General features: G+C 47.4%; 23 protein-coding genes. 13 read left to right on the top strand and 10 right to left on the bottom strand.

Translation table 11 applies throughout. The features are described from left to right. Position 1: 1 nt before the first annotated feature. From ACSSU7_RS06505 to ACSSU7_RS06515, 3 genes are all read right to left on the bottom strand, one after another. On the bottom strand, positions 2 to 1,306 hold the full coding sequence (locus ACSSU7_RS06505) for an aminopeptidase P N-terminal domain-containing protein (protein WP_492515761.1): 1,305 nt from the start codon (positions 1,304 to 1,306) through the stop codon (positions 2 to 4). 24 nt (positions 1,307 to 1,330) lie between these two features. Beyond that, positions 1,331 to 1,990 carry an N-acetylmuramate alpha-1-phosphate uridylyltransferase MurU gene (gene murU / locus ACSSU7_RS06510; protein WP_492517770.1) on the bottom strand — a complete coding sequence of 220 codons (660 nt, stop codon included), beginning with the start codon at positions 1,988 to 1,990 and terminating at the stop codon, positions 1,331 to 1,333. Between the two features lie 69 nt (positions 1,991 to 2,059). Further along, positions 2,060 to 3,085 (bottom strand): aminoglycoside phosphotransferase family protein, encoded by a 1,026-nt coding sequence (locus ACSSU7_RS06515; RefSeq protein WP_492515762.1) that lies wholly within the window; start codon positions 3,083 to 3,085, stop codon positions 2,060 to 2,062. Between the two features lie 292 nt (positions 3,086 to 3,377). Between ACSSU7_RS06515 and ACSSU7_RS06520 the strand changes: the two genes are divergently transcribed. From ACSSU7_RS06520 to ACSSU7_RS06570, 11 genes are all read left to right on the top strand, one after another. Beyond that, a complete protein-coding gene (locus ACSSU7_RS06520; protein ID WP_492515763.1) occupies positions 3,378 to 5,768 on the top strand; it encodes an LPS-assembly protein LptD in 2,391 nt (796 codons plus the stop codon). 2 nt (positions 5,769 to 5,770) lie between these two features. Then, positions 5,771 to 7,072, top strand: a complete 1,302-nt coding sequence (locus ACSSU7_RS06525; protein ID WP_492515764.1) for a peptidylprolyl isomerase — start codon at positions 5,771 to 5,773, stop codon at positions 7,070 to 7,072. A gap of 34 nt (positions 7,073 to 7,106) precedes the next feature. After that, on the top strand, positions 7,107 to 8,123 hold the full coding sequence (gene pdxA / locus ACSSU7_RS06530) for a 4-hydroxythreonine-4-phosphate dehydrogenase PdxA (protein ID WP_492515765.1): 1,017 nt from the start codon (positions 7,107 to 7,109) through the stop codon (positions 8,121 to 8,123). Between the two features lie 36 nt (positions 8,124 to 8,159). Then, positions 8,160 to 8,933 carry a 16S rRNA (adenine(1518)-N(6)/adenine(1519)-N(6))-dimethyltransferase RsmA gene (rsmA, locus tag ACSSU7_RS06535; protein ID WP_492515766.1) on the top strand — a complete coding sequence of 258 codons (774 nt, stop codon included), beginning with the start codon at positions 8,160 to 8,162 and terminating at the stop codon, positions 8,931 to 8,933. 81 nt (positions 8,934 to 9,014) lie between these two features. Then, positions 9,015 to 9,668, top strand: a complete 654-nt coding sequence (gene adk, locus ACSSU7_RS06540) for an adenylate kinase (RefSeq protein ID WP_492515767.1) — start codon at positions 9,015 to 9,017, stop codon at positions 9,666 to 9,668. A 362-nt stretch (positions 9,669 to 10,030) separates the two neighbouring features. Further along, positions 10,031 to 12,472, top strand: a complete 2,442-nt coding sequence (gene leuS / locus ACSSU7_RS06545) for a leucine--tRNA ligase (RefSeq protein ID WP_492515768.1) — start codon at positions 10,031 to 10,033, stop codon at positions 12,470 to 12,472. A 3-nt stretch (positions 12,473 to 12,475) separates the two neighbouring features. Next, a complete protein-coding gene (locus tag ACSSU7_RS06550; protein ID WP_492515769.1) occupies positions 12,476 to 12,985 on the top strand; it encodes an LPS-assembly lipoprotein LptE in 510 nt (169 codons plus the stop codon). A 9-nt stretch (positions 12,986 to 12,994) separates the two neighbouring features. Next, positions 12,995 to 14,008 (top strand): DNA polymerase III subunit delta, encoded by a 1,014-nt coding sequence (gene holA / locus ACSSU7_RS06555; RefSeq protein ID WP_492515770.1) that lies wholly within the window; start codon positions 12,995 to 12,997, stop codon positions 14,006 to 14,008. 99 nt (positions 14,009 to 14,107) lie between these two features. Then, entirely contained in the window at positions 14,108 to 15,364 is a 1,257-nt protein-coding gene (locus ACSSU7_RS06560) for a glutamate-5-semialdehyde dehydrogenase (protein ID WP_492515771.1), read from the top strand. A gap of 155 nt (positions 15,365 to 15,519) precedes the next feature. Continuing rightward, positions 15,520 to 16,170 carry a nicotinate-nucleotide adenylyltransferase gene (gene nadD / locus ACSSU7_RS06565; protein ID WP_492515772.1) on the top strand — a complete coding sequence of 217 codons (651 nt, stop codon included), beginning with the start codon at positions 15,520 to 15,522 and terminating at the stop codon, positions 16,168 to 16,170. 177 nt (positions 16,171 to 16,347) lie between these two features. Then, positions 16,348 to 17,925: a M48 family metalloprotease gene (locus tag ACSSU7_RS06570; protein ID WP_492515773.1), complete on the top strand. Its 1,578-nt coding sequence runs from the start codon at positions 16,348 to 16,350 to the stop codon at positions 17,923 to 17,925. 161 nt (positions 17,926 to 18,086) lie between these two features. Here the strand turns inward: ACSSU7_RS06570 and bioD are convergent, their stop codons facing one another. Genes bioD through bioB form a run of 5 tightly spaced genes read right to left on the bottom strand, consistent with a single transcriptional unit; the run spans position 18,087 to position 22,711 of the window. Next, a complete protein-coding gene (bioD, locus tag ACSSU7_RS06575; RefSeq protein WP_492515774.1) occupies positions 18,087 to 18,734 on the bottom strand; it encodes a dethiobiotin synthase in 648 nt (215 codons plus the stop codon). A gap of 31 nt (positions 18,735 to 18,765) precedes the next feature. Then, positions 18,766 to 19,662, bottom strand: coding sequence for a malonyl-ACP O-methyltransferase BioC (bioC, locus tag ACSSU7_RS06580; RefSeq protein WP_492515775.1), 897 nt, complete (start codon positions 19,660 to 19,662; stop codon positions 18,766 to 18,768). Between the two features lie 5 nt (positions 19,663 to 19,667). Next, positions 19,668 to 20,480 (bottom strand): pimeloyl-ACP methyl ester esterase BioH, encoded by an 813-nt coding sequence (gene bioH, locus ACSSU7_RS06585; RefSeq protein WP_492515776.1) that lies wholly within the window; start codon positions 20,478 to 20,480, stop codon positions 19,668 to 19,670. Then, a complete protein-coding gene (bioF, locus tag ACSSU7_RS06590) occupies positions 20,477 to 21,640 on the bottom strand; it encodes an 8-amino-7-oxononanoate synthase (RefSeq protein ID WP_492515777.1) in 1,164 nt (387 codons plus the stop codon). The genes bioH and bioF overlap by 4 nt, the downstream gene beginning before the upstream one ends. A gap of 9 nt (positions 21,641 to 21,649) precedes the next feature. Then, complete coding sequence (bioB, locus tag ACSSU7_RS06595) at positions 21,650 to 22,711, bottom strand: biotin synthase BioB (RefSeq protein ID WP_492515778.1); 1,062 nt, start codon at positions 22,709 to 22,711, stop codon at positions 21,650 to 21,652. A gap of 97 nt (positions 22,712 to 22,808) precedes the next feature. Here bioB and ACSSU7_RS06600 point away from each other — a divergent pair, with 97 nt between their 5' ends. Beyond that, complete coding sequence (locus ACSSU7_RS06600; protein ID WP_492515779.1) at positions 22,809 to 23,513, top strand: ComF family protein; 705 nt, start codon at positions 22,809 to 22,811, stop codon at positions 23,511 to 23,513. A gap of 54 nt (positions 23,514 to 23,567) precedes the next feature. Continuing rightward, a complete protein-coding gene (gene trmL / locus ACSSU7_RS06605; protein WP_492515780.1) occupies positions 23,568 to 24,032 on the top strand; it encodes a tRNA (uridine(34)/cytosine(34)/5-carboxymethylaminomethyluridine(34)-2'-O)-methyltransferase TrmL in 465 nt (154 codons plus the stop codon). 80 nt (positions 24,033 to 24,112) lie between these two features. Here the strand turns inward: trmL and ACSSU7_RS06610 are convergent, their stop codons facing one another. After that, a complete protein-coding gene (locus ACSSU7_RS06610) occupies positions 24,113 to 25,105 on the bottom strand; it encodes an NAD(P)H-dependent glycerol-3-phosphate dehydrogenase (protein WP_492515781.1) in 993 nt (330 codons plus the stop codon). Further along, a complete protein-coding gene (locus ACSSU7_RS06615) occupies positions 25,105 to 25,557 on the bottom strand; it encodes an SH3 domain-containing protein (protein WP_492515782.1) in 453 nt (150 codons plus the stop codon). The genes ACSSU7_RS06610 and ACSSU7_RS06615 overlap by 1 nt, the downstream gene beginning before the upstream one ends. Between the last annotated feature and the right edge of the window lie 4 nt (positions 25,558 to 25,561).

Here is a 25,561-nt window from a genome sequence, read left to right on the forward strand (position 1 = left end):
ATTAACCACGCATCGTTGCTTCAATATCGGCGATCGTCTTGGGTGCATCGATGGTCATAACATTGCAACCGCTATCGGTAACCAGCACATCATCTTCTATACGAATCCCGATATTCCAGAAATGCTCGGGCACATTATCAGCCGGACGAATATAGCAGCCAGGCTCTACTGTCAGCGTCATGCCAGCCTCCAACTTACGCCATGCACCCGCTTTATCTTTATACTCGCCAGCATCATGCACATCCAGCCCCAGCCAATGGCCCGTGCGGTGCATATAAAACTGGCGATACGCACCATTTTCCAACACAGCGTCTTTACTGCCGTGGCACAGTTTCAAATCAATCAAACCTTGCACTAACACATCCAAAGCCGCCTCATGCGGTGAGTTCCAATGATTGGCCGGTTTAACTTGCGCAATCGCTGCGGCTTGCGCAGCCAGCACTAACTCATAGACATCGCGTTGCGCTGCACTAAACTTACCGTTCACGGGGAAGGTACGTGTAATGTCTGACGCATAGCCATCTAGCTCACAACCTGCATCAATCAACAAAAGGTCACCATCTTTTAATACGCAGTTATTCGCGTTGTAATGTAGGGTGCAAGCATTGGCACCGCCTGCCACAATACTGGTATAAGCCGGCGCCTGTGCACCCGAGCGATAGAACTCATGTAAGAACTCGGCCTCTAATTCGTACTCCATTTGACCAGCACGCACATGACGCATCGTACGTGCGTGGGCGCGCGCAGCGATGTTGGCGGATTTCTGCATAAGCTCTAACTCATAGCTAGTTTTATACAACCGCATTTCATCAATCAACTTACGTGCATCCACCATTTCATCTGGCGCACTTGCGCCGCTTCTGGCTTGCGTTTTCACTTGATTTAACCAAGTGGTCACTCGCGTATCCCAAGCACTGTCGGCACCTAGGCTGTAAAACAGCTTAGATTGATTCGTCAGTAACTTAGGCATTAACTCATCTAGTGCATTAAAGCTGTATGCCTGGTCAAACCCAAACTCTTGCTTAGCAGCATCTGCGCCGTAACGGAAACCATCCCAAATTTCACGCTCTATATCTTTGTCCCGACAAAACAGAATAGTTCTAGCGTCTTCACCGGCAATTAACACCAATAAAGCCTCAGGCTCTTTAAATCCAGTTAGGTAATAGAAGTAACTATCAAAGCGATACGGATACTGACTATCACGATTGCGAATCAGCTCTGGCGAGGTTGGAATAATGGCAACGCCCTCGCCCATCGTTTTTAGCAACAGGTGGCGACGTGTTTTAAATTCATTTAGATTAAACATATGCGGTTGATTTCTTTTTTACTTTCAACTGTGACCCAGCAACTGCTGATTTAGTGCCATTAAGCGTTCCGGCGTGCCGATATCATGCCACACACCCTTAAAATGCTCGGCGGTAACTTTGCCATCAGCAATGGCTTGCTTTAACAATGGTGCAAGCTTTGCCGGTTCGCCGCGTTGAATGTCTGCAAATAAGGCTGGGTGATAAACCCCCACGCCAGAAAACGTAAGCTTGGGCTCACCTTCCAATTTAATTTTTTCATCTGCAAATGCAAAATCGCCTTGCATATGCTGCGGCGGATTATCAATTAGCAGCAAATGCGCCAAATTGCCCGGGCTTAGTCTAAGATCGGCGAACGAGATATCTGTAAATACATCTCCATTCACCACCAAAAATGGATCACTCCCCAACAAATCCAGCGCATTAGCAATGCCGCCAGCAGTTTCTAATGCTATCGGCTCAGGAGAATACTGTATGCGTAATCCCCATTGCGCGCCGTCCTGCAGCGCAGCCTCAATCATGCTGCCCAGATGCGCGTGATTAATCACCACCTCTTTAAAGCCCGCCTGGGCCAAGCGCTCCAAGTGCCAAACAATCAGCGGCTTACCAGCGATTGGTAATAATGGTTTAGGGCTATGGTCGGTCAGTGGGCGCATGCGCTCACCCCGTCCCGCCGCCAATATCATTGCTTTCAAATCATCACCCTTTATCAATAACCCATTTGCTTATGGCGCACAACATCTGCAATTAACCGACTAGAAGGTGTAACCAACCTGTGGCTTAGTGCCTTCTAAACTATCGAGCAAACGCAACATTGGCTTAAGTTCGATATAGCGCTCACATACTTTACGTAGGTAAGTCATCACTAGCGGCATATCTTTTAGGTAGCCATCTTTACCATCGCGATGATACAGCCTTGCAAAAATACCTAATACCTTGATATGGCGCTGAGCGCCCATGTACTCAAAGTCACGATAAAACTCGCTAAAATCGTCTGGTACTGGCAAGTCTGCTTTACGCGCCGCCTGCCAATAACGTACACACCAATCGATAATCTGCTCTTCTTCCCAGCCGATATATGCATCTTTTAACAAAGACACCAAATCATAGGTAATAGGTCCGTAAACTGCATCTTGGAAATCTAAAACACCGGGATTATCTTCACAGACCATCAAGTTACGCGCATGGTAATCTCGGTGCACATACACCTTACCCTGTGCCAAAATGTTGCGGTTGAGCACTTCAAACGTTTGCTGCAAAACAGCCTGCTGTTTTGCATCTAAAGTCACATTCAGGTGCTTACTGACATACCAGTCAGGAAAAAGCTGCATCTCACGGCTGAGCAATGCCGCATCATAATCAGGCAGCACATCTGGCTTGCTCGCCAATTGCAACTTGATGAGCGCTGTGTTGGCGTCATGATATAAGCTTGGCGCGCTGGTTAGATTGAGCATGCTTAAATAAGTCACATCGCCCAAATCACTCAGCAATAAAAAACCTTGATCTAAATCTTGCGCCAACACTTTAGGTACATGCATACCAGCCTCGCCAAACAAAGCCGCAACTCTGACAAATGGTTCACAGTTTTCTTGTGGCGGCGGTGCATCCATCGCAATTAGGGTCTCTGCACTGCCATCTTTAGCGGTTAAATGTACTCTAAAATAGCGCCTGAAGCTGGCATCTGCCGATGCTGTCGTTAAACTAAATTCATCATGCTGCAATACCAGTGTTAACCATGCTGTTAACTGCTGCTGCCTTACATCTTGTTGACCCTTATCCACGTCTATCTTTCTAACATTTTAAATGTTGATATATCTGAAACCATGTATCGTTAACGCTGCTATACAAGTATAATTTGCTTTTAATTTCACCTTAGCATTGCTAGCCTAAGCATGCCGATTAACGTCAAAGATGTAAATCCCAACGTTAGTTACTGTTGCGGCAACGTCAATTTCTGATTGCCAAAAATTGCAATATGTGAGATTTTAACATTGATAAAATAAAACAGTTTGCCTATATACCCGTGCTTTTAATTTCACCGCTCAACCCTATGCCGCTTCTGATGGTACGCGCATGCTAAAAAGTCGCTTTTTAGCTGCCATCGCACCTATTGTATTGGCATACGCACCGCAATCGCACGCAAACGAAAATACACCGCCCGAAAGCATTCCAACCGAGAGCTCTCCAAGTAGTGAGCAAGAGACAAATGACGGCATCATTATCGACGGCGACAAACTAGAGCTGCATCTTGATAGAAAGATGCGCGCCATTGGCAACGCTGAAATTCACCGTGGCAAACAAACCGCCTATGGCGACGTCATTGAATACAACGTACAAAATGATGAACTCCATGTCACAGGTAACGCCAGAGTTGAGGTGGGAGATGCAAAGCTATCTGGCCCTGAATTACGCATGCGCCTTTCGGAAAGCATTGGCGAAATGCGCGATGCGTCTATCATCATGCACAAGAGTGCACGCACATCAAACGCGCAAGATGATGATGCACTGGTCTTTGCCGACGAATTAGGTAGTCAGCAAAACGAACAGCTACGCTACCAAAACCGGGCAAGCTCACCCCTAAATGGCACCACGAAAACCAATAGATACGGTGAAATGCAACTTTCATCCAAGCCCTCTACGGTGCGCGGTAATGCAGAGCACATCTATTTTGAGGGTGAAGATAAAAAACGCCTGACCGGTGCGCGCTACACCACTTGCGAAGTTGGCGTGGATGACTGGTACATCAAAGCCAGTGAAATCAAGCTAGATGACTACACAAGCTCAGGCACAGCGACCAACGCTCGTGTTGAATTTAAAGGGGTGCCATTGCTATACACCCCATGGATTGAGTTTTCATTTAACAACCAGCGTAAGTCGGGCTTACTCGCACCAACAATGGGTAGTACAAGCCGCAGCGGCTTTGAAGTACTGGCGCCTTTCTATTGGAACATTGCCCCCAATATGGATGCCACACTGGGCTTGCGCGCATTAAGTAAGCGCGGCGTGCAGTTGCAGGGTGAGTTCAGGTATATGGAAGAGAACTTCTCTGGTACAGATAACATAGAGTACTTGCCTAGCGACACGCTCACCAATGAAACCCGCTATTTTGCCAATTTAAAACATCAACATCGATTTGGTAATGGCTGGTCAGCAGGCTACAGCCTAGAGAAGGTGTCCGATAGCCAGTATTTCTCTGAACTGTCTACTCGCATTGTCACCACCAGCCGGATTAATCTGCCACAACAATTTAATGTAGATTACGCAGATGAAAATTGGAGCTTTAATGCAATTGCGCAAAAGTTCCAGACCCTAGATAACGTGTCATTCCCATACGAACGCCTGCCGCAAATGACCTTATCCGGCGGCAAAAGCTATGGCGACGTTAATTTAAACCTATACACGCAGCTTGTTGCTTTTGATAACAACAATGACAGCACCGCGCGCCCAACAGGCACACGCTTCACCGCCTACCCAAGCATCACGCTGCCAATGACTAGGCCATATGGCTACATCACACCGAAACTGGGTGTGCATTACACCAATTACAATTTAAATAATGTTGCAACGGATCAAGAGTCACAACATAGAACGCTGCCAATATTCAGCCTAGACAGCGGCTTGTATTTTGACCGCGACTTTAAAATTGCCAATAGAGCTTACTCGCAGACGATTGAGCCTAGACTATTCTACGTATATATCCCCGACAGAAACCAGGCAAAAATCCCTGTGTTTGATAGTAGCGTTACCGACTTAAATTTCGCCACGTTGTTTATGGAGAATCAATTTACCGGCAATGACCGCATTAATAACGCAAATCAACTCAGCTTTGCGCTCACTACGCGCTTTATTGAAAGCAGCAGTGGCACGCAGCGCTTATCCGCATCGATTGGTCAACGCTACTACTTTGCCGACCAAGAAGTTGCTTTGGACTATAGCAACCTGTCTACATTCCGCAAAAATAACAGTTCTGACGTGATTGCCGGCATTACCGGCCAGCTTAAGAACAGCTGGAAAATTGATGCCTTCTGGCAATACAACACTGACGACTCAAGCGCAGTTAGAACCACAATCACCAGCCGTTACAATCCTGAACCCGGTAAGGTGTTAAATCTAAGCTACAGCTATAGACAAGATTTATTAGATCAATTCAACATTTCCAGCCAGTGGCCAATAGGCAAAGGCTGGTACGGGGTTGGGCGCATGAACTACTCAATGCGCGAAAAGAACATCATCGAAACACTTGCGGGTTTAGAGTATGATGCAGGTTGCTGGCAAGCACGCGGCGTGATGCAACGGGTGACTACTGCGACTGCAGATGCAAACTACGCATTCTTCTTCCAACTTGAACTCGGCGGTCTTGCTTCCATTGGCGCAAACCCATTAGCAGTAATTAAACGAAACGTTCCGGGTTATGTGGGCTCTAACTTCATCCCGGATAACCCTCAATCATCATATTACGAGTAATTATGTTGCGTAACTTTAGTAAAATCTCACTTTTTATTGCGTTAAGTTTTAGTCAACTCAACACATTAGCTGCGGACGTGACCAAAATGGATCGCATCGTGGCAATCGTTGACCAAACGGTGATTACCGAACAAGAACTGGAAAGCCGCATTGTCTCGCTAAGCGCACAGTTAAAAAAACAAGGCACAGAGCTGCCGGAAGCTAGCATCTTAAGAAAACAAATATTAGAGCGTTTAATTTCTGACGCATTGCAACTACAGTACGCAGCACAAACCGGCATTAAAGTGGATGACACCCAGCTCGACAAAACCCTTGAGCGTATTGCTGAACAAAACAAATTAACGGTAAGAGAGTTTTACGATGCGCTCAACCAAGACGGCATTAGCGTACGTAAGTTTAGATCAGACATTCGCAACGAAATCATCATTGCAAGACTGCGAGAGCGTGAAGTAGAAAGTCGCGTGAACGTCAGCGAATCTGAGATAGACAACTACTTAACCACACAAGCTTCAACCAATCAAAATCAAGATGAATATGAAATCTCTCACATTTTGATTCGCGTGCCAGAAGATGCCGCGACCGAAGATGTACAAAAAGCCAAAGCAAAAGTAGACGAAATACTTGCCGCGTTGGCATCAGGCACCAGCTTTGCAAAAGTCTCTGCGAGTTTTTCTGATGCACCTAATGCCTTAGAAGGCGGCAACATCGGCTGGAAGCAAAGCGCGCAAATGCCAGCGCTATTCCTTGACGCATTAAAAGCGATGCAAAAAGGTGAGGTTTCGGCCGCGTTACGTAGCCCTAACGGCTTTCACATCCTGAAGCTAACCGATAAGCGTGGCGGCAGTTCTCCGCTCATTATCGAGCAAACGCACGCACGCCATATTCTGATTAAGCTGTCTGAAGTCATGTCGGAAAAAGATGCCAAATCAAAAATGGATGGCATTAAAGAGCGCTTGGATAATGGCGAAAAATTTGAAGTACTAGCACGCCAATTCTCTGAAGATGGCACCGCATCCAATGGCGGTGACTTAGGCTGGGTGAATCCAGGCGATACAGTACCCCAATTTGAAAAAGCCATGAACAACCTTAAGCCCAATGAAATCAGCGAACCGGTGCTCAGCCCGTTTGGTTGGCATGTGATACAAGTGCTAGAACGCAAAAAACAAGACATGAGCAAAGAGGCTGCTCGCTTAAAAGCACGTCAGGAAATTCGTGCAAGAAAAGCGGATGAAGCGTATCAAGATTGGATTCGTGAGCTGCGTGACCGCGCGTTCGTAGAGCTAAGGCTTGAAGACAAATATTAATAGCGCTTAACGCTATCATCACGAAACCATTACAGTGACAAAACCATTACCTCGTATTGTTGTAACCGCAGGCGAGCCTGCCGGCATTGGTCCTGATTTATGCATCATGCTGGCGGCACAGCCGCTCGACGCCCAGCTAGTGGTAATTGCCGATACCGAGATGCTGCAAGCGCGCGCCAAAGCACTTAAGCTCCCGCTCAACACTGTGGCCTATGATGCAAACGTCAGACAGCCGCATTTAGGTAATGGCTCACTTACATTGCTTAACCAGGCCATTAGCCAACCTGTAATTGCCGGCCAGTTAAACGCAGACAATAGCGCTTATGTGCTGGAAACCTTAAAAACAGCTACTAATGGATGCATCAAAGCAGAGTTTGATGCCATGGTCACCGCACCAGTCCATAAAGGCATCATCAACGATGCAGGCATCGCTTTTAGCGGCCATACTGAATTTTTAGCAGAGTTAACTGATACACCTCAAGTTGTCATGATGCTAGTCGCGGGGAATCAATCAGACAGCATGCGCGTTGCACTTGCTACTACGCACTTAGCCTTAAAAGACGTACCGCAAGCCATCACCAAAGCAGGTCTGGAAACCACCATTCGTATTCTGCATCATGACTTAGTCAACAAGTTCGGCATTCAGAACCCACGCATTTTAGTAGCGGGACTTAACCCCCACGCTGGGGAAGACGGCTATTTAGGCCGCGAAGAAATTGACGTAATTAACCCGGTACTAGTCAAACTGCGTACCGAAGGCATGAACCTGATTGGCGCATTGCCGGCCGATACACTGTTTGCAAAACATCATTTAAAACATGCAGATGCCGTATTGGCGATGTATCATGACCAAGGCTTACCGGTACTCAAACATGCAAGTTTTGGTGAAGGTGTGAACGTCACATTGGGCTTACCCATTATTCGCACCTCAGTTGACCATGGCACAGCCCTAGACCTTGCAGGCACCGGCAAGATTGAAATTGGCAGCTTACTCGCCGCCATTGAACTAGCGATTCAGCTCACTAAAAACAAGCCATCCAGCAGTGTGTAACTATTCACATGCTTTCACCTATTATTGATTAACGCTATGAAACACATTGCAAAAAAACGCTTCGGCCAAAACTTCCTCACTGACCAAGGCGTTATTTCCAGCTTGGTTGAAGCTATTTCTCCAAAAAAAGATGACCTCATGGTGGAGATTGGCCCAGGCTTAGGCGCACTCACCCAACCGTTAATGCAGCAACTAGCTATGCTGCATGTGGTGGAAGTTGACCGTGACATCATTGCCTGGATGGAAAAAACCTATGTACACAACAAAATCACCATCCATAATTCTGATGCGCTCAAGTTTGACTTTTCCAGTTTAGGCAGTGCAATCAGAGTTGTTGGCAACTTACCGTATAACATTTCCACGCCAATTCTGTTTCATCTACTGGACAATGTCGCCTCCATTATCGACATGCACTTTATGCTGCAAAAAGAAGTGGTGGAACGCATGGTGGCATCACCATCCACCGCCGCTTATGGGCGACTGAGCGTGATGCTGCAATACCGTTTGCAAATGGAGTACCTATTCACAGTGCCGCCAGAGGCTTTTGACCCAGCACCTAAAGTCGAGTCTGCATTTGTACGCTGCGTGCCGCATGCAACGCTACCCCACCCAGCAAATGATGAAACTTTACTCGCACAGGTAGTCACCGCGGCGTTTGGACAGCGCAGAAAAACCCTGCGCAATACACTCAAAGGCTTGCTGGATGATGACGGATTTAAGGCTTTAGATCTTGACTCACAACTGCGCGCCGAGAATCTAAGCGTGGCTGACTTTGTGAGAGTCAGCAACTATCTGAGCCAAAACACTTAAAGTCCTCAGCGCATACTGTATGCGAACACGACTTTTAAGATAAAATCCACATTCAAATTTACTATTAAGGACTTCCAACCCATGCGAATCATTCTTTTAGGCGCTCCAGGTGCAGGCAAAGGCACACAAGCTACTCACTTACGTGAAAAATTTAATATCCCGCAAATCTCTACTGGCGATATGCTACGTGCGGCAGTAAAAGCTGGCACGCCACTTGGCCTAGAAGCCAAAGCATTTATGGATAGCGGTGGCTTGGTACCAGATGCCGTGATTATCGGCTTGGTAAGCGAGCGCATTAAAGAAGCAGATTGTGCGAACGGCTTTTTATTCGATGGATTCCCACGCACTATTCCACAAGCAGAAGCAATGAAAAACGCAGGCGTAGGCATTGATTATGTAGTGGAAATTGACGTACCTGACGAAGCGATTATTGAACGCATGAGCGGCCGTCGCAGCCACCCAGCAAGCGGCCGTACCTACCACGTTAAATTTAACCCGCCAAAAGTAGAGGGTAAAGATGACGTAACAGGTGAGGATCTAGTACAACGTCCTGATGATGCAGCAGAGACTGTTAAAACACGCTTAGACGTTTACCACAGCCAAACCAAACCACTAGTGAAATACTATTCAGACTGGGCGAGCAGCGGCACAGCTGGCGCACCTAAGCACGTATTTGTAAATGGCTTGGGCGACATGAATGTGATTCGCGATAATATTTTTGCAGCTTTGAAATAATTCAAACGTGGTGTGCAGATAAAGGACTATTTGCACACCATAGACTTACCGGCACACCCTAATAACCTTTGTAAATCAATGGTTCTCCATGTTGCCCACTAACAGCCCCCTGCTGTCGCGCTGAGTAGCGCAGTTTTAATGAGAGTTTTCGGCAATCCACTGTTTGAGCGTAAACGAGTTTCCGATTGCCGCTCATGATGGCGAGCAACGCAATAAGCAAGCGACATATAGCTTATGCTAGCCTAAGGATGGCCACCAACTACCAATCGCACATCCGCATGATGAATACTTTGACGCTTCGCTAATTCATACCCTACAAGGTATAATTCCATAATCTAAAAATTAACTCTTAAGCTACTCACATGCACCAGCAATATCCATTCAAAGACATCGAACAATCAGCACAAACTTACTGGGAAGCAAATCAAACATTTGCCGCAACTGAACAATCAGACAAACCCAAATATTATTGCCTGTCGATGTTCCCATACCCAAGCGGCCGTCTGCACATGGGGCATGTACGTAACTATACGATTGGTGATGTGTTAAGCCGCTTTCATAAAATGAAAGGCTTTAACGTGATGCAACCCATGGGTTGGGATGCGTTTGGCCTGCCTGCTGAGAATGCAGCCATCAAAAATGAGACAGCGCCAGCGGCTTGGACTTATAGCAACATTGAGCACATGAAAGCCCAGCTCAAACAGCTAGGCTTAGGCGTGGACTGGAACCGTGAAATTGCCACCTGTAAACCAGAGTATTACAAATGGGAACAATGGCTGTTTACGGAGCTATTCAAAAAAGGTTTAATCTATAAAAAAACCTCAACTGTTAACTGGGATCCAGTGGATGGTACCGTATTAGCCAATGAACAAGTAATTGATGGCCGAGGCTGGCGTAGCGGCGCGTTAGTAGAAAAACGCGATATTCCACAATACTTTATGAAAATCACGGCATATGCTGAAGAGTTGCTGAATGATTTAGACAAGCTGGAAGGCTGGCCTGAGCAAGTAAAAACCATGCAACGTAACTGGATAGGCAAAAGCTACGGTTGCGAAGTAGAGTTCCCTATCGTTGGCCAAGATGGCAACCTCAAGGTGTACACTACTCGCCCAGATACATTGATGGGTGCAACTTACGTAGCTGTTGCGGCAGAACATGCACTAGCAACTTTAGCGGCAGAGAATAACCCTGCCCTTGCTGAATTTATCGCCGAATGCAAACGCGGCAGCGTGGCTGAAGCTGACGTTGCAACCGCCGAGAAAAAAGGCATGGCAACTGGTCTATTTGTTACCCACCCACTCAATGGCGAGCAATTGCCAGTATGGGTAGCTAACTATGTATTGGCGAGTTACGGCGAAGGCGCCGTGATGGCAGTGCCTGCGCATGACGAGCGTGATTTTGAGTTTGCCGGTAAATATAACTTGCCAGTTAAAGCTGTGATTAAACATAGCGACATCGACACATTGCCAATGACAGAACATGGCATTTTATTTGATTCAAAAGAATTTGATGGCTTAGATTTTGATGGTGCAAGCACTGCAATCGCCACGGCTTTATCCGCTAAGAACTTAGGCAAACGCCGCACCCAATATCGCTTGCGCGACTGGGGCGTTTCGCGCCAACGTTATTGGGGTTGCCCAATTCCGATTGTGCATTGCACAAGCTGCGGCGAGGTGCCTGTCCCTGCAGAACAGTTACCAGTAGTGTTACCTGAAAATGTAGTGATGGATGGCGTGGGCTCACCGATTAAGAAAGATCCGAGCTTCTACGAAACCACCTGCCCAACTTGCCACGGTAAAGCCACACGAGAAACCGACACCCTAGACACATTCTTTGAATCATCATGGTACTTTGCACGTTACGCCAGCTTTGATAGCAACAACGCGATGACGGATGAGCGCGCCAACTACTGGCTACCTGTTGACCAATATGTAGGCGGTATTGAGCATGCGATTCTGCACTTGCTATACGCTCGTTTCTTTAACAAACTCATGCGTGATGTTGGCCTGATTAAAAATGATGAGCCATTTACCAACTTACTCACACAAGGCATGGTGCTGAAAGAAGGCACCAAAATGAGTAAATCCAAAGGTAACACGGTAGATCCACAAGAGCTGATTGACACCTATGGCGCCGACACCGCACGTTTGTTTATGATGTTTGCAGCCCCGCCTGAGCAAAGCCTAGAATGGGCTGACAGTGGTGTACAAGGCGCACACCGCTTTTTACGCAGACTATGGCAAGCCACCTACGACCATGTAGCGCTTGGCACCACGACACCTTATACCTCGGGCGAATTAAACGCTGAACTTAAAACATTACGTCGTCAATTGCACCTCACCATTGAAAAAGTAGCGGATGACTATGGCCGTCGTCATAGCTTTAACACTGCAATCTCATCAGTGATGGAGTTAATGAATGGCTTAGCCAAAGTGGAAGCCACGGATGATACGTCACGTCAGGTAAGGCAAGAAGTGCTGCAAAATGTTGCGCTATTGCTATCCCCTATCGTGCCGCACATTTGCCAGGCACTATGGGCTGAACTTTGCCCGAATAGCCATATCTTAGATGCGGGCTGGCCAGCTGCCGACGCATCAGCGATGGTGCAAGACAGTATCGAATATATGATACAAGTGAACGGTAAATTGCGCGGCAGTATCACCGCAGCCAAAACCGAAAGTAAAGAAGCGTTAGAAGCACTCGCCTTGGCACAACCATGCGTACAAAAATTCATTGAAGAGAATATGAGCGTACGCAAGGTGATTGTAGTGCCAAATAAACTGATTAACGTTGTTGTGGGGTAAACCATGCAATACCTGAACTTAACATTTTCGCGTCAATTAAGTTGGGTGTTTTTAATTGCACTCTTGCTGACGGCATGCGGGTTTCAATTACGAGGCTCCGCACCTTTATCTTTTACTAAGTTAAATTTCCAAGGCAATCAACTTAGCATCAAAAAAGATTTAAAACGTACGCTTGAAACCAATAATGTCAAAATTGTGGACAGTGCCGAAGACGCTGAAATGTTACTAGAGTTGTTGAACGAAACCACTGAGAAACGTATTCTTTCTTTAAGTGGCGGCGGTTTGGTACGTGAGTTTGAACTGTACTATACAGTCAACTTTAGGACACGGTCGCAGGACACCCCGTTGTGGGGAAGAGTGCAAACTATACAAATTCGCCGTGATTTCTCTTACAATGACAAGGTATTACTAGGTAAAGCAGAAGAAGAAGCCGGGCTTTATAACGACATGCGTAAAGAAGCGGTGAGAGCTATCTTACGTAGACTATCTGCCACCAACCCAGACAAGCTATAGCACCACAGTATGCGCTTAACCCAAGCCCAATTGGCGTCACACTTACAGCAAGGTTTGCAGCCACTCTATGTGCTAGTGGGTAGCGAACCCTTAGCACAGCGCGAGTGCCTAGACGCGATTCGCGCTGCGGCCAATACGCAAGGATTTGATGAGCGCACCAGCTTAATTGTCGAGCGTAATTTTAATTGGCAGCAAATTCAGAGTTTTGGGCAATCCATTTCATTGTTCTCCAGTCGCCGCCTATTGGAGCTAAACATTCCCAATGGCAAGCCTGGCGTGGATGGTAGCAAAGCCTTGCAAGCGCTGGCCACCAAGACTCTGCCCGACACTACCGTGATTATCATCTTACCTACGTTAGAGCGTGAGGCTAAGAACAGTGCGTGGTTTGCCGCATTAGAAGCACATGCGCAAGTATTAACGATTAACGAAGTAGATGCTGCAAACTTACCCACATGGATTGCAAACCGTCTGGCGCAGCATGGGCAACGCACCAGCCTAGCAACGCTGGAGTTTCTGGCTCATCAGGTTGAAGGCAATCTGCTTGCAGCTAATCAAGAAGTGCAGAAACTTAGCCTGCTCTATCCGCAAGGAGAACTTTCAGACACAGCAGTACGTGAAGCGGTACTCAACGTATCCCGTTACGATGCCTTTCAGCTCGGTGAAGCAGTCCTTGCCGGTGATGCTGAACGTACCGTAAGAATTCTGCAAGGCCTGCAAGATGAAGGCGAAAACGCCGTGGCTATCATGAACCCGCTCATGTGGGTGCTGCGTCCATTAGTACGCATTAAACAGGCAGAAATGCGCGGCACCAACCTAGCCACCGCCATGACTAACGCACGTATTTATGGCGACAAACAAATACTGGTCAAACGCGCGCTATCACGTTTAAGTTTGCGCCAATTAGATGCTGCACTGCAAAAGCTAGCCGATATTGATAGGATGGCAAAAGGTGTCATGCTCGGTGATGCTTGGCTAGAAATATCCAGGTTATGTTTTGGCTTAGCAAAAGTACGTAGCCGATAGCTGCAAATTAAACGCACGCCCATCGCGGTCAATGCATTCTCAGCACTCACTGCATGCCAAATTTATTTTTATTCCACGCAATAAAAAGTATAATTAATCATGAACATTCAACAATACATGCAAAATATCGGTGTAGAAGCACGTAAAGCCTCGCGCTTTATGGCAAGCGCTGACACGAACCAAAAAAATATCGCGCTCAACGCAATTGCGGCTGCGATATTACGTGAAAAAGACACATTACTCGCCGCCAACAAACTAGACCTAGAGGCGGCAAAAGCCAATGGCCTAGAGCCTGCGATGCTGGACAGGCTCACCATTACTGAAAAATCCATCGCCAATATGGCTGAGGGTCTAAACCAGATTGCAAGCCTCACGGACCCAATCGGTGAAATGAGCAATTTCAAATACCGCCCTAGCGGTATTCAAATTGGCCAAATGCGCGTACCACTGGGTGTTATCGGCATAATTTATGAGGCTCGTCCCAATGTGACGGTTGATGCGGCTGGCCTATGCATTAAATCCGGTAATGCCGCTATTCTGCGCGGTGGCAGCGAGGCGATTCATTGCAATCAGGCCTTGGCTAAACTCGTACATGAGGGGCTTGCGGAAGCAGGTTTACCAACCACAGCCGTGCAGATTGTAGAAACCACAGACCGTGCGGCAGTAGGCGAACTTATCACCATGAAGCAATACGTAGATGTCATTGTGCCTCGTGGCGGCAAAGGCTTGATTGAGCGCATTTCTAATGACGCACGCATCCCTGTGATTAAGCATCTGGATGGCAACTGCCATGTGTATATTGATGACGAAGCCGACTTTGCAAAAGCGCTACGCATTCTGGAGAACAGCAAAACACAGCGGCTTGGCACCTGTAATACGACAGAGTCTTTATTGATAGCACGCTCAGTAGCAGCTGATATGCTTCCTAAGCTAGCTGCCATGCTCACCGCGCACGGCATTGAGATTCGCGGCTGTGCCGAAACTTGCGCACTGGTTAGCCAAGCGATTCCAGCAACGGAAGAGGATTACTACACAGAATACCTTGCCGCCATTATTTCATGCAAAGTCGTGAGTGGTTTAGATGAAGCGATTGCTCACATTAACGAGCACTCATCGCAACATACTGAAGCCATTGTGACTGAGAACTACACTAAGTCTCGCAGATTTTTACGTGAGGTTGATTCTAGCAGCGTGATGGTAAATGCATCCACACGCTTCGCTGATGGCTTTGAATACGGCTTCGGTGCAGAAATCGGCATCTCAACTGACAAATTACACGCGCGCGGCCCTGTCGGGCTAGAGGGCTTAACGTCACTTAAATACGTAGTATTAGGTGATGGGCATGTGCGCGCTTAATTTGGCACGCTAGGCATTGGTCATATTCAGCAATCACTAATAAAAAATTGGGGTATTTAGCAACAGTACTGACATGCTGCTAAATACCTACCTACCCCACTAACAGCCAAATTGCCTATAGTCTACAATAACTCACCTACCTTGATGTTGATGCAATGAAAACCATAGGCATACTTGGCGGCACATTTAACCCCATCCATTATGGGCATCTACGCATGGCGCAAGAGCTGGCAGATGACCTGCACATGGATGCGATACGTTTTATCCCAGCCGCCAACCCACCGCATAAAAATGCCGTCAGCATCAGCGCAGAGCATCGCGCTGCCATGGTAGGTTTGGCGATTGCGAATAATCCACAATTTATGTTGGATGAGCGTGAGCTGCACCGCACCGGCACCTCCTATACCATAGATACTTTACTGAGCCTGCGTGCAGAGCTGCGCAACAACGCCAGTCTGACCCTATTCATGGGCAGCGATGCTTTTACGCAATTTAATACTTGGCACCGCTGGCAAGAGGTTTTGCAGCATTGCCATATTGCACTCGTGCAGCGACCACATACAATCAAAAATCAGCCCAGTAATCTGCTCCCCAAAATACTAGAAGACTTTCTGCATGCGCATTACACAGAAAACTGTGAAGACCTGCACAGCAGCACTGCTGGCTATATCACTATGCGACAAGTCACCGCGTTAGATATTTCATCCACCGCGATCCGCGAGGCATTTAAGCAGCAAGCATCCACGCGCTACCTAATGCCCGACAGTGTGATTAATTACATTAAAACCCATCAACTTTACAAATAACGCGGCACTGCGCACTATGTTCTATAATACAAATCACATAGATGTCATCTATGATTGTTAAATTAAGATAGCTAGATTTAAGATAGTTAAATTCAGGTCTGCTACATTTAAACCAGCGCGACTCAAGCAAACGCAAATTTTATTTTTTGTCCTGTACCCTACAGACGAGCCCACACGATGAAACTACATTTACCACAGCCCTTTTACACTACATTTAACTTAGCATTTGTGTTATCGCTAACCCTGACAGTCAGTGCATGCGGCGTGAACCCTGTGACCAAAAAGCGTGAATTTCAGTTTGTATCCGAGGCGCAGGAAATCTCTATCGGTACCCAAAACTATGCACCAACCCGGCAATCTCAAGGCGGAGATTATGTACTCGACCCGGAGCTAACCGCATACATACAAAGTGTAGGCAATAAATTAGCCGCAGTTTCTGACCGCAAACTGCCGTATGAATTTAACCTGCTCAATGACTCTGTCCCCAACGCTTGGGCAATGCCTGGCGGCAAAATTGCATTTAACCGCGGCCTGCTCTATGAGCTTAACAGCGAGGCAGAATTAGCCGCGGTCATGGGCCATGAACTGGTACATGCGGCTGCACGCCATGGAGCACAAGGCATGGAGCGCGGTATTTTTATGCAAGGCGCGATGATTGCCGTTGGCATCGGTGCTCAAAATACAGACTATGCAAACCTGATTGTAGGCGGTGCGCAAGCAGGTGCGCAGTTGGTCAATAGCAAGTATGGCCGTGATGCAGAAAGTGAGTCGGATTTATATGGTATGCAATATATGAAAAAAGCGGGTTACGACCCCGCTGCCGCCGTAACGCTGCAAGAAACCTTTGTCAGACTAAGTGCGGACAGAAAGAGTAGCTTTATTGATGGCCTGTTTGCAAGCCATCCGCCATCAGAAGCGCGTGTAGAAGCGAATAAAGCAACGCTGGCGCAAATTGGCGCAGGTGGTGATTGGGGCAAAGAGGTTTATAAGCAAAAAACCGCTAAATTAAGAGCTACCCAAGGCGCCTATAAAGCTTACGATGATGCAGTGAAAGCGCTCAGTGAAAAAAATGTCGACAAAGCAAAAACCTTGATTAAACAAGCGATTGCCGGAGAGCCGCGTGAAGCGCGCTTTCAAGAACTATTAGGTGATATTGCACTGACCGAGAAAAAACCACAAGATGCATTAAAGCTGTATGCAAAAGCCATCGATATGCAGCCAAATTACTTTAAACCGCACATTCAAAGTGGCATTGCCCTATTTAATATGGGCAAAAAAGCAGAAGCTGAACCATACTTAAAACGTGCCAATGAACTGCTGCCAACAGCACCTGGGCATGCATTATTGGGTCAAATCGCAGAAGACCGCGGCCAGACCGATATTGCCTTGCAGCACTATCAAGTTGCCGCAAGCTCTAATTCAGATATCGGTAAAGATGCCATCGCCAGAGCGGTACGCATAGATTTACCACGCAACCCAGCCAAATACATTAAATCAGGCATACAGCGCGATAATTACGGCAATTTATTTGCGGTGGTGCAAAATGACACGGCAGTATCGCTACGTAGTGTACAGGTGCGTGTAATCAAATACAACGCAGCCGGCCGCGCCATCGCGCAAAGCCAACCGCTATTGATCAGCGGTGGTGTAGCACCGGGCAAACGTAACCAAGTGGCGGTGGGCGAGCACGTAGCAACGCCGCAAGAAGCTAACTTGTACAAAGTGGTAGTAGAAGCTGCGGATATGGCTCAGTAAGGCATTGGCTCACCAGCTTAAATACAATAGCAGTTTAGAAAACAAGGTCAAATGAACGGCCAAATTTGATTAGCCTAACTAGACTGTGCAGTAAGCGGCCTATAAATTATGCAGCTAAGTAAAGTCCACGCGATAAGTGACTAAAACGGCAGCGAGGATAACTAAATGCTAAAACTCGCTTCCTTTTGCCAGCCCACCACACTCAAACATGGTGCAGCAATCCGCTGCTGTAAGCTAGCGAGGTTTTCTGCAAACATTGGCATGTCTGGGTCAACTTGGTTGGCGACCCAGCCAGCCAAGGTAAGCCCACGCGCTTGAATAGCCTCAACCGTAAGCAGGGCATGGTTAATGCAACCCAAGCGCATCCCTACCACTAGAACAATCGGGATGTCCAGCATAACTGCCAAGTCAGCCATGGTATGCTTAGCATTCAATGGCACTAAAAAGCCACCTGCGCCTTCTACCACCACGATGTCAGCCAATGCACCCAATTGCTGGTATGCCCGCATAATCTTTGTGCAGTCTACAAGCTGACCTGCTTGCTCAGCTACAATATGCGGTGCAATTGCCGGAGCAAAGCGATAAGGGTTAATCAGATCCAACGGTGCAGCAACGTTACTCGCTGCGGTTAGTGCAAGCACATCATCATTAAGCAACTCGCCATCCGGCATTAAATTACAGCCGGATGCAATCGGCTTCATGCCGACTGTTTGATAGCCAGCACGCACAAAATGCTTAACCAAAGCGCTGGCGATATAGGTTTTGCCTACGTTGGTATCGGTGCCGGTAATAAAATAAGATGACTGCATGTTTTAGCTAAACTGGCTCAACAACAATGAATTATTTTCTAGGAGAAAAATGAATGGGCACTGCGCCATCTGGTAATAATGTTTTGTCTTTGGCACGCCACGCGTGACCATAAACCACTTCAAAGGTCGCGGGTAATTTCCCGTCTTGCCTAAACTGCTCGTAAGCAGACTCAAGCTTTGCAAAAAAACCACGGCCGAGCAGACCTCTGGCACGGCCATCTGTGGCATTGTGCGCGCCTATGCTTTTCAGGTCGCGCATCACGCTTTTCACATCGTCATACGTCAGCGTAAATCGCTCAACATCTAACACGGGGGCATTAAAACCTGCGCGCACCAAGGCATCGCCAATATCGTGCATATCAATAAAACGGCTGATACTCGTGTAGCCACTAGCGCTACTAGTCGCGACCCTGAGTTCGCGCAAAGTATCTGGCCCAAATGTGCTAAATGTGAGCAGCCCTTCTGGTTGCAGTACGCGATGGAACTCCTGCAAGGCAGCATCTAAATCATTGCACCACTGTATGGCAAGATTAGACCACACCATGCCCACGCTGGCATTAGCGAGCGGCAAGGCTTCGATATCGGCACAAACAAGGTTTTGCTGCGTCAGGCCCACTAAAGACTTCAGCACATGTAACAAACCAACATTGGTGTAGGTCTTGCGGGTCTTTTGTAACATCGGGTAAGCAAAATCCAGCGACACAACTTGTGCTGCCCCATATTTTTTTTGCAGTGCGTGGCTGCCCAAGCCTGTACCGCAGCCTGCATCCAAGATAGTTTGCGGAGTTAATTTGACTAAATCTAGGCGACTTAGCATTTCTTCGCGCACTTGCTTTTGCAAGATGGCCGCAGCATCGTAAGTATCTGCTGCACGGCCAAAAGAGGCGCGCGCACGCGCTTTATCTATGCGATAAATATCGTCTGTCATTGTGGTTACTGCACTTGAGGTTCTAAAAATTGAACGATGGCATCAATAAACTGTTCCTGATGCGATAAAAATGGAGCATGTGACGCACCAGCCATCACCCGCAGGTAAGCAACTGGCAGTGTTTTCATCATCCAATGCGCTGCCTGCACCGGCGCCAAACTGTCGCGGTCGCCATGTACCAGCAATGTGGGTTTTCTTAAATGTTCGATTTCCGCACGCAAATCGGTTTCTAGCAATATATTCAGCGCGCGATATAAAGTTTGTGAAGTAGGCGCTGGACGCTCGGCAAATTTATTACGCAGCAATTTAACCGTGCTTCTTGCGTCATCGGCGCCCATGCACTGCAAAGTTAAAAACTGAGTCATGGTCTTGTGATAATCTTCATTCACGCTGTCAGCAAAGTTGCCAAATATTTCAGGCTCAATACCAATATCCCAAGTGGATTTGTACTCTACGCTTTCTTGATCAAAGCTCTTATTTACAAAACAAGGCGTTGCCCCAACCAGCACCAATCGACGTACCAAATCAGGGTAATCTAAAGCGATACGCATAGCCACTTGTGCGCCTAAAGACCAGCCGACCACATCTGCATGCGCAGGCAGCACTTCTGCCACTTTTTCCGCAATCGCAGATAAATGAAACGGCTCAATCGGGCGGCTTAAGCCCATGCCAGGCAAATCGACAATGTGCAGCGTAAACAGCTTGCTTAGTCTTTTCACTAAAGGCTGCCATACCGCACCATTCATCCCCCATCCGTGAAGCAACACCAAGTTGGGGCCAGTCCCAATGATTTCAACGTGGAGATGATTAGCGATCATGCACTCAGCTCTCTTTCTGCCTGATGAATAGCAGCAATCAGTTTTTTAATGTCATCTAGGGTATGTGCTGCCGATAATGATATACGCAGCCTAGCAGTACCTACTGGCACGGTTGGCGGGCGTATCGCCGGCACCAAAATACCATGCGTTTGCAAATACTCACTGAGCGCCAATGCCTCTAAGTTATCACCCACGATTAAGGGCTGGATGGTAGTGTCAGAATCCATTAAGCGCCACTTGTTAAGCTTAAGGTTCGCTTTCAGATACTGGATTAAGCTTTGCAGATTCGCGCGTAAATGATCGCCCTGCTCAATCAGCTTAACCGATGCAGAAAGCGTGGCAGACAGCGCAGGTGGTGCCGGTGTAGAGTACACATAGCTTTTGGCTTTTTGAATCAGGTAATCAATCACTACCTGCTCACCCGCCACAAAAGCCCCCGCAACACCAGCGGCCTTACCCAAAGTTGCCATCATGATAATACGCGGTGATTTGATGTTAAAGTGGCTCAGCGAGCCTTTACCATGCTCACCCAGCACGCCAAAACCATGCGCATCATCCAGGTACAGATAAGCATCATACTTTTCACACAGTGCCAGATACTCAGGAATAGGCGCAATATCGCCATCCATACTGAACACTGCATCCGCAGCAATCAACTTATGCTTGGCGGTACTTGCCTGTAATAGTTTTTCCAATGCTACTACATCATTATGTGGGTAGCGCTGAAACTCCGCGTGCGAAAAATAACCACCATCGTTCAAGCAGGCATGGTTTAACTTATCCGCAAATATCGCATCACCGCGGCCTGTCAGTGCACCCAGCACCCCAATATTTGCCATATAGCCGGTAGAGAACAGCAGCGCGGCTGGTAACTCAACGAATGCCGCAAGCTGCTTTTCTAAGTCATCGTGATAACGGTGGTGCCCGGTGATTAAACCGGAAGCCCCACTACCTACACCAGAGTCACCTGCGGCCTTTTGCATCGTGGCAATCAGCTCAGGATGATTGGCCAGCCCTAAGTAATCGTTGCTGCAAAAAGATAAATACGGCTGCTGATTCGCCACAATATGCTCAGCCTGCGGCGAATCCAATAAACGACGCTGACGCAATAATCCATCGACTTTGCGCTGCTCAAGTTCACGCTGTAAAGAAGCTAACATGTGCAGCGACTAAATCTTGTTAATGCCAAGTTTGGCAAACAACTGTTTATCTGTTTCCGCTTCCGGGTTGCCGGTAGTCAGTAACTTTTCACCATAGAAAATACTGTTGGCACCCGCTAGGAAGCATAAAGTCTGTATGCCCTCATGCATGCTCTGACGCCCAGCAGACAAGCGCACAAAACTATTTGGCATGGTAATACGTGCTGCGGCAATGGTGCGTACAAACTCTAATGGGTCTAACTCATCCGTACCGTGTAACGGTGTACCTTCCACTTGAGTCAGCAGGTTAATCGGCACGCTTTCCGGTGGGCGCTCCATATTCGCCAATTGCGCCAGCAATCCAGCACGTTGATTACGTGACTCGCCCATGCCGATAATACCGCCGCTACACACATTGATATCTACACTGCGTACGCGGTCTAGTGTTTCCAAACGGTCTTGATAAGTACGCGTAGTGATCACTTCACCATAAAATTCTGGTGCAGTATCTAAATTGTGGTTGTAATAATCTAAACCAGCATCTTTCAACTGCTCGGCCTGCCCCTCTTTTAACATACCCAAGGTGGCACAAGTCTCTAATCCCATGGCCTTAACTTCTGAAATCATTTTAAGCACAGGCTCTAAATCGCGCTGTTTTGGGCCGCGCCATGCAGCACCCATACAGAAACGGCTAGCACCATTGTCTTTGGCTTCTTGCGCAGCAGCCAACACGTCATCTAAAGCCATTAATGGCTCACTTTCCACATCGGTATGATAACGTGCCGCTTGTGGGCAGTAACCGCAATCTTCAGAACAGCCACCGGTTTTAATCGAGAGTAAAGTACTCACTTGTACCGCGTTCGGGTCAAAGTTTTCACGATGCACTGTTTGTGCTCGATGCATTAAATCACTGAACGGCAATTCAAACAGTTCAACAATCTCGGCCACGCTCCAGCGATTCACGGTTTTTTCTTCGTGCGTACCGCATGATTTATTTAAGCCTGCCTTTAGGCTATCGGTATTAATAATTGCCTCATTAGAAGCTGTGGCACATGGCGTTGTTGCCTCTGAATCTGGTGAAAGTCCAAGCATGGTGTGTTCCTTGTGTATTCACAAAATTAGTGATTATGTGAAATTGAGATAGAATTTGAGTGCGATTATACATTGTCAACAAAACTGACTGCAAATTTTGAACAATAGATTAAAGTTTAAGCAACTCATCCCTGTACAACAAACCTGCATGCTCTGCACAGATTACCTTGGCGGTAATTTAGGTTTATGTGCCTCATGTCTGTCAGACCTCCCGTGGCACAACACCGCACACTGCTCGCAGTGTGCGCTCGTCACTAACGGAAACCTATGCGGTGGTTGCCTGAGCACTCCGCCCCACTTTGACGCGACAAAAGCGGCCTTTACCTACAATTACCCGCTAGATGGCTTATTGCAGCACTACAAATATAACGCCAGCCTAAATTTAGCACGTACGTTAAGCTCGCTGTGGATAGATCATCAGCATGCGCCAACCACAATAAGCCATCCCGTTGACCTCATTATACCCATGCCCATGCATGAAAAACGCTTAACCGAACGCGGCTTTAATCAGGCACTGGAAATCGCCAAGCGATTAAGTCACGCATTCACTATTCCGCTAGATTACACCACCTGCCAGCGTATTAAATACACGCCACCACAAGCGAGCCTCAAGCTCAAAGAGCGTATCCACAATATACGCGGCGCATTTCACTGCCAACGCCCTCTGCACAATTTAAACATTGCGATTATTGATGACGTGATGACGACCGGTGCCAGTCTAAATGAACTCGCTAAAACATTAAAACAGGCAGGCGCCGCACGTGTAGAATGCTGGGTGATGGCAAGAACCCTACCCAAATAGGTAGCCATCATGGGGTTGTCTACACGATACGTACTTAGAGAGATTAACTGACTTATGTTTCACATCGTTTTATTTGAGCCTGAAATTCCACCAAACACAGGGAATATCATCCGCTTATGCGCCAACACAGGTGCGCAGTTACACTTGGTCAAACCGCTGGGCTTTAGCTTGGAAGACAAGCAACTCAGACGCGCAGGCCTAGATTATCACGAGTATGCAAACTTGAAAGTACATGAAAATTGGGACGCCTGCAAAGCAGCACTCGCAGGGCATCGACTATTTGCGATCACCACTAAAGGCAGTACTACGCATAGCCATATTCAGTTTAAAGCAGGTGACGCATTTGTGTTTGGCCCAGAAACGCGTGGCCTATCTGAAGAAATACGCAATGAGTTTACTGCAGAACATCGTGTACGCTTACCGATGTTGCCTAATAGCCGTAGCCTGAACTTATCAAACTCTGCAGCAATATTGCTTTATGAAGCTTGGAGACAAATAGGATTTGAAGGTGGGGCCTAAGCGGCTGGACTAGATTGCACTAAATACAAACTGCACGACAAACACATTGCGCACTTTAATGCGCAATGTGTAACCAATACTTACACACCCTCAGGTTTTTGTTCACGCCCTAAAAGATCCATCACCGCATCTTGCGCACTTTTACCATGCGATAACGCTTGGTTAACCTCATAAGTAATTGGCATATCAACGCCCAGTGTTTCAGCTCTGCGCATCACCTCGCGTGCGGTATTAACCCCCTCCGCAACATGACCCAGCCCTTGCAAAATATCGGCTAGACTTTTGCCACTGGCAAGCTGCAGGCCGACTTCTCGGTTTCTAGAGTATTGCCCGGTACAGGTGAGAATCAAATCACCGGCACCTGCCAGCCCCATAAAAGTTTCCACCTTAGCACCAAGTGCTAAGCCAAAACGTGTCATTTCCGCCAAACCACGCGTAATCATGGCAGCACGCGCATTATTGCCAAAACCCATCCCATCGGAGATACCAGCGGCGATTGCCATCACATTTTTTACCGCACCGCCAACCGATACACCTATCACATCGGTCGTATGGTACACGCGCAGATTTGCGCCATGAATCAACAACGCAGCTTCATTAGCAAATGCTTCATCATTTGCTGCCAAAGTCACTGCGGTTGGCAAGCCACGCACTAATTCAGCAGCAAAGCTAGGCCCAGACAGTGCGCCCCATTTTTGTTCGCTGCCCAACTCTTCTAGCGCCACCTCATACGGCAATTTAGCGGTTTGCGGCTCCAAGCCCTTATGTGCCCAAATAATCGGCAAAGTACAGCCCAATTGCTTAATATCTTTGAGAATACTTCTAAAACCAGCAGTAGGTACTACAGATAAAATCAAATCAGCACCATCTAGCGCAGCTTGCAAGCTATCTTCAACCTGCAACTGATCGTTAAATTTAAAATCACCTAAATACAAAGGGTTGGCACGTGCCTTACGCATACCGGACACATGGCCAGCATTACGTGCCCACAGAGCAACCTGATGACGCTGACTGATGTTCATCGCCAGTGCAGTTCCCCACGCCCCGGCACCCAATACTGCAATTTTTGCCATTAATCAAAACCCCAAGTAGATGACACTAACACATACCCCATCACGCCGTCTCTATGCTTTACTTTAAGCCAGCCATTATTCGCTTTAACATCCATCAGTTCTAACACAACATCTTTTTCTAACGTTGCCACCAAGTCGGCGGCGATATCAGGCCGCGCTCTCATTTCCGTGAGATTTTTAGTCACCATCACCGAACGCTTTGCTGACAACTGCTTAGCTTCAACCCAATTCATGCTGCCTTGTGCATCGCGCACCTTTAGCCAATCGCCAAGGTTTACCACTACCTCTACCGGATAGAATTGGCTCAGCAGCAACACTTTTTTGGATGAAATTGAGGGCGCATCGTACAAGATGGCTTTAGGAACGGCAACCGACCTAAAATCCAACGCGGATGCCGTGATCGGCACCCACATCAGCATGAAAATTAAAGCAACTTTCAGAAATTGAAGCATTACA

It is taken from the genome of Methylotenera sp. E1MeOHC1 (assembly GCF_058745595.1).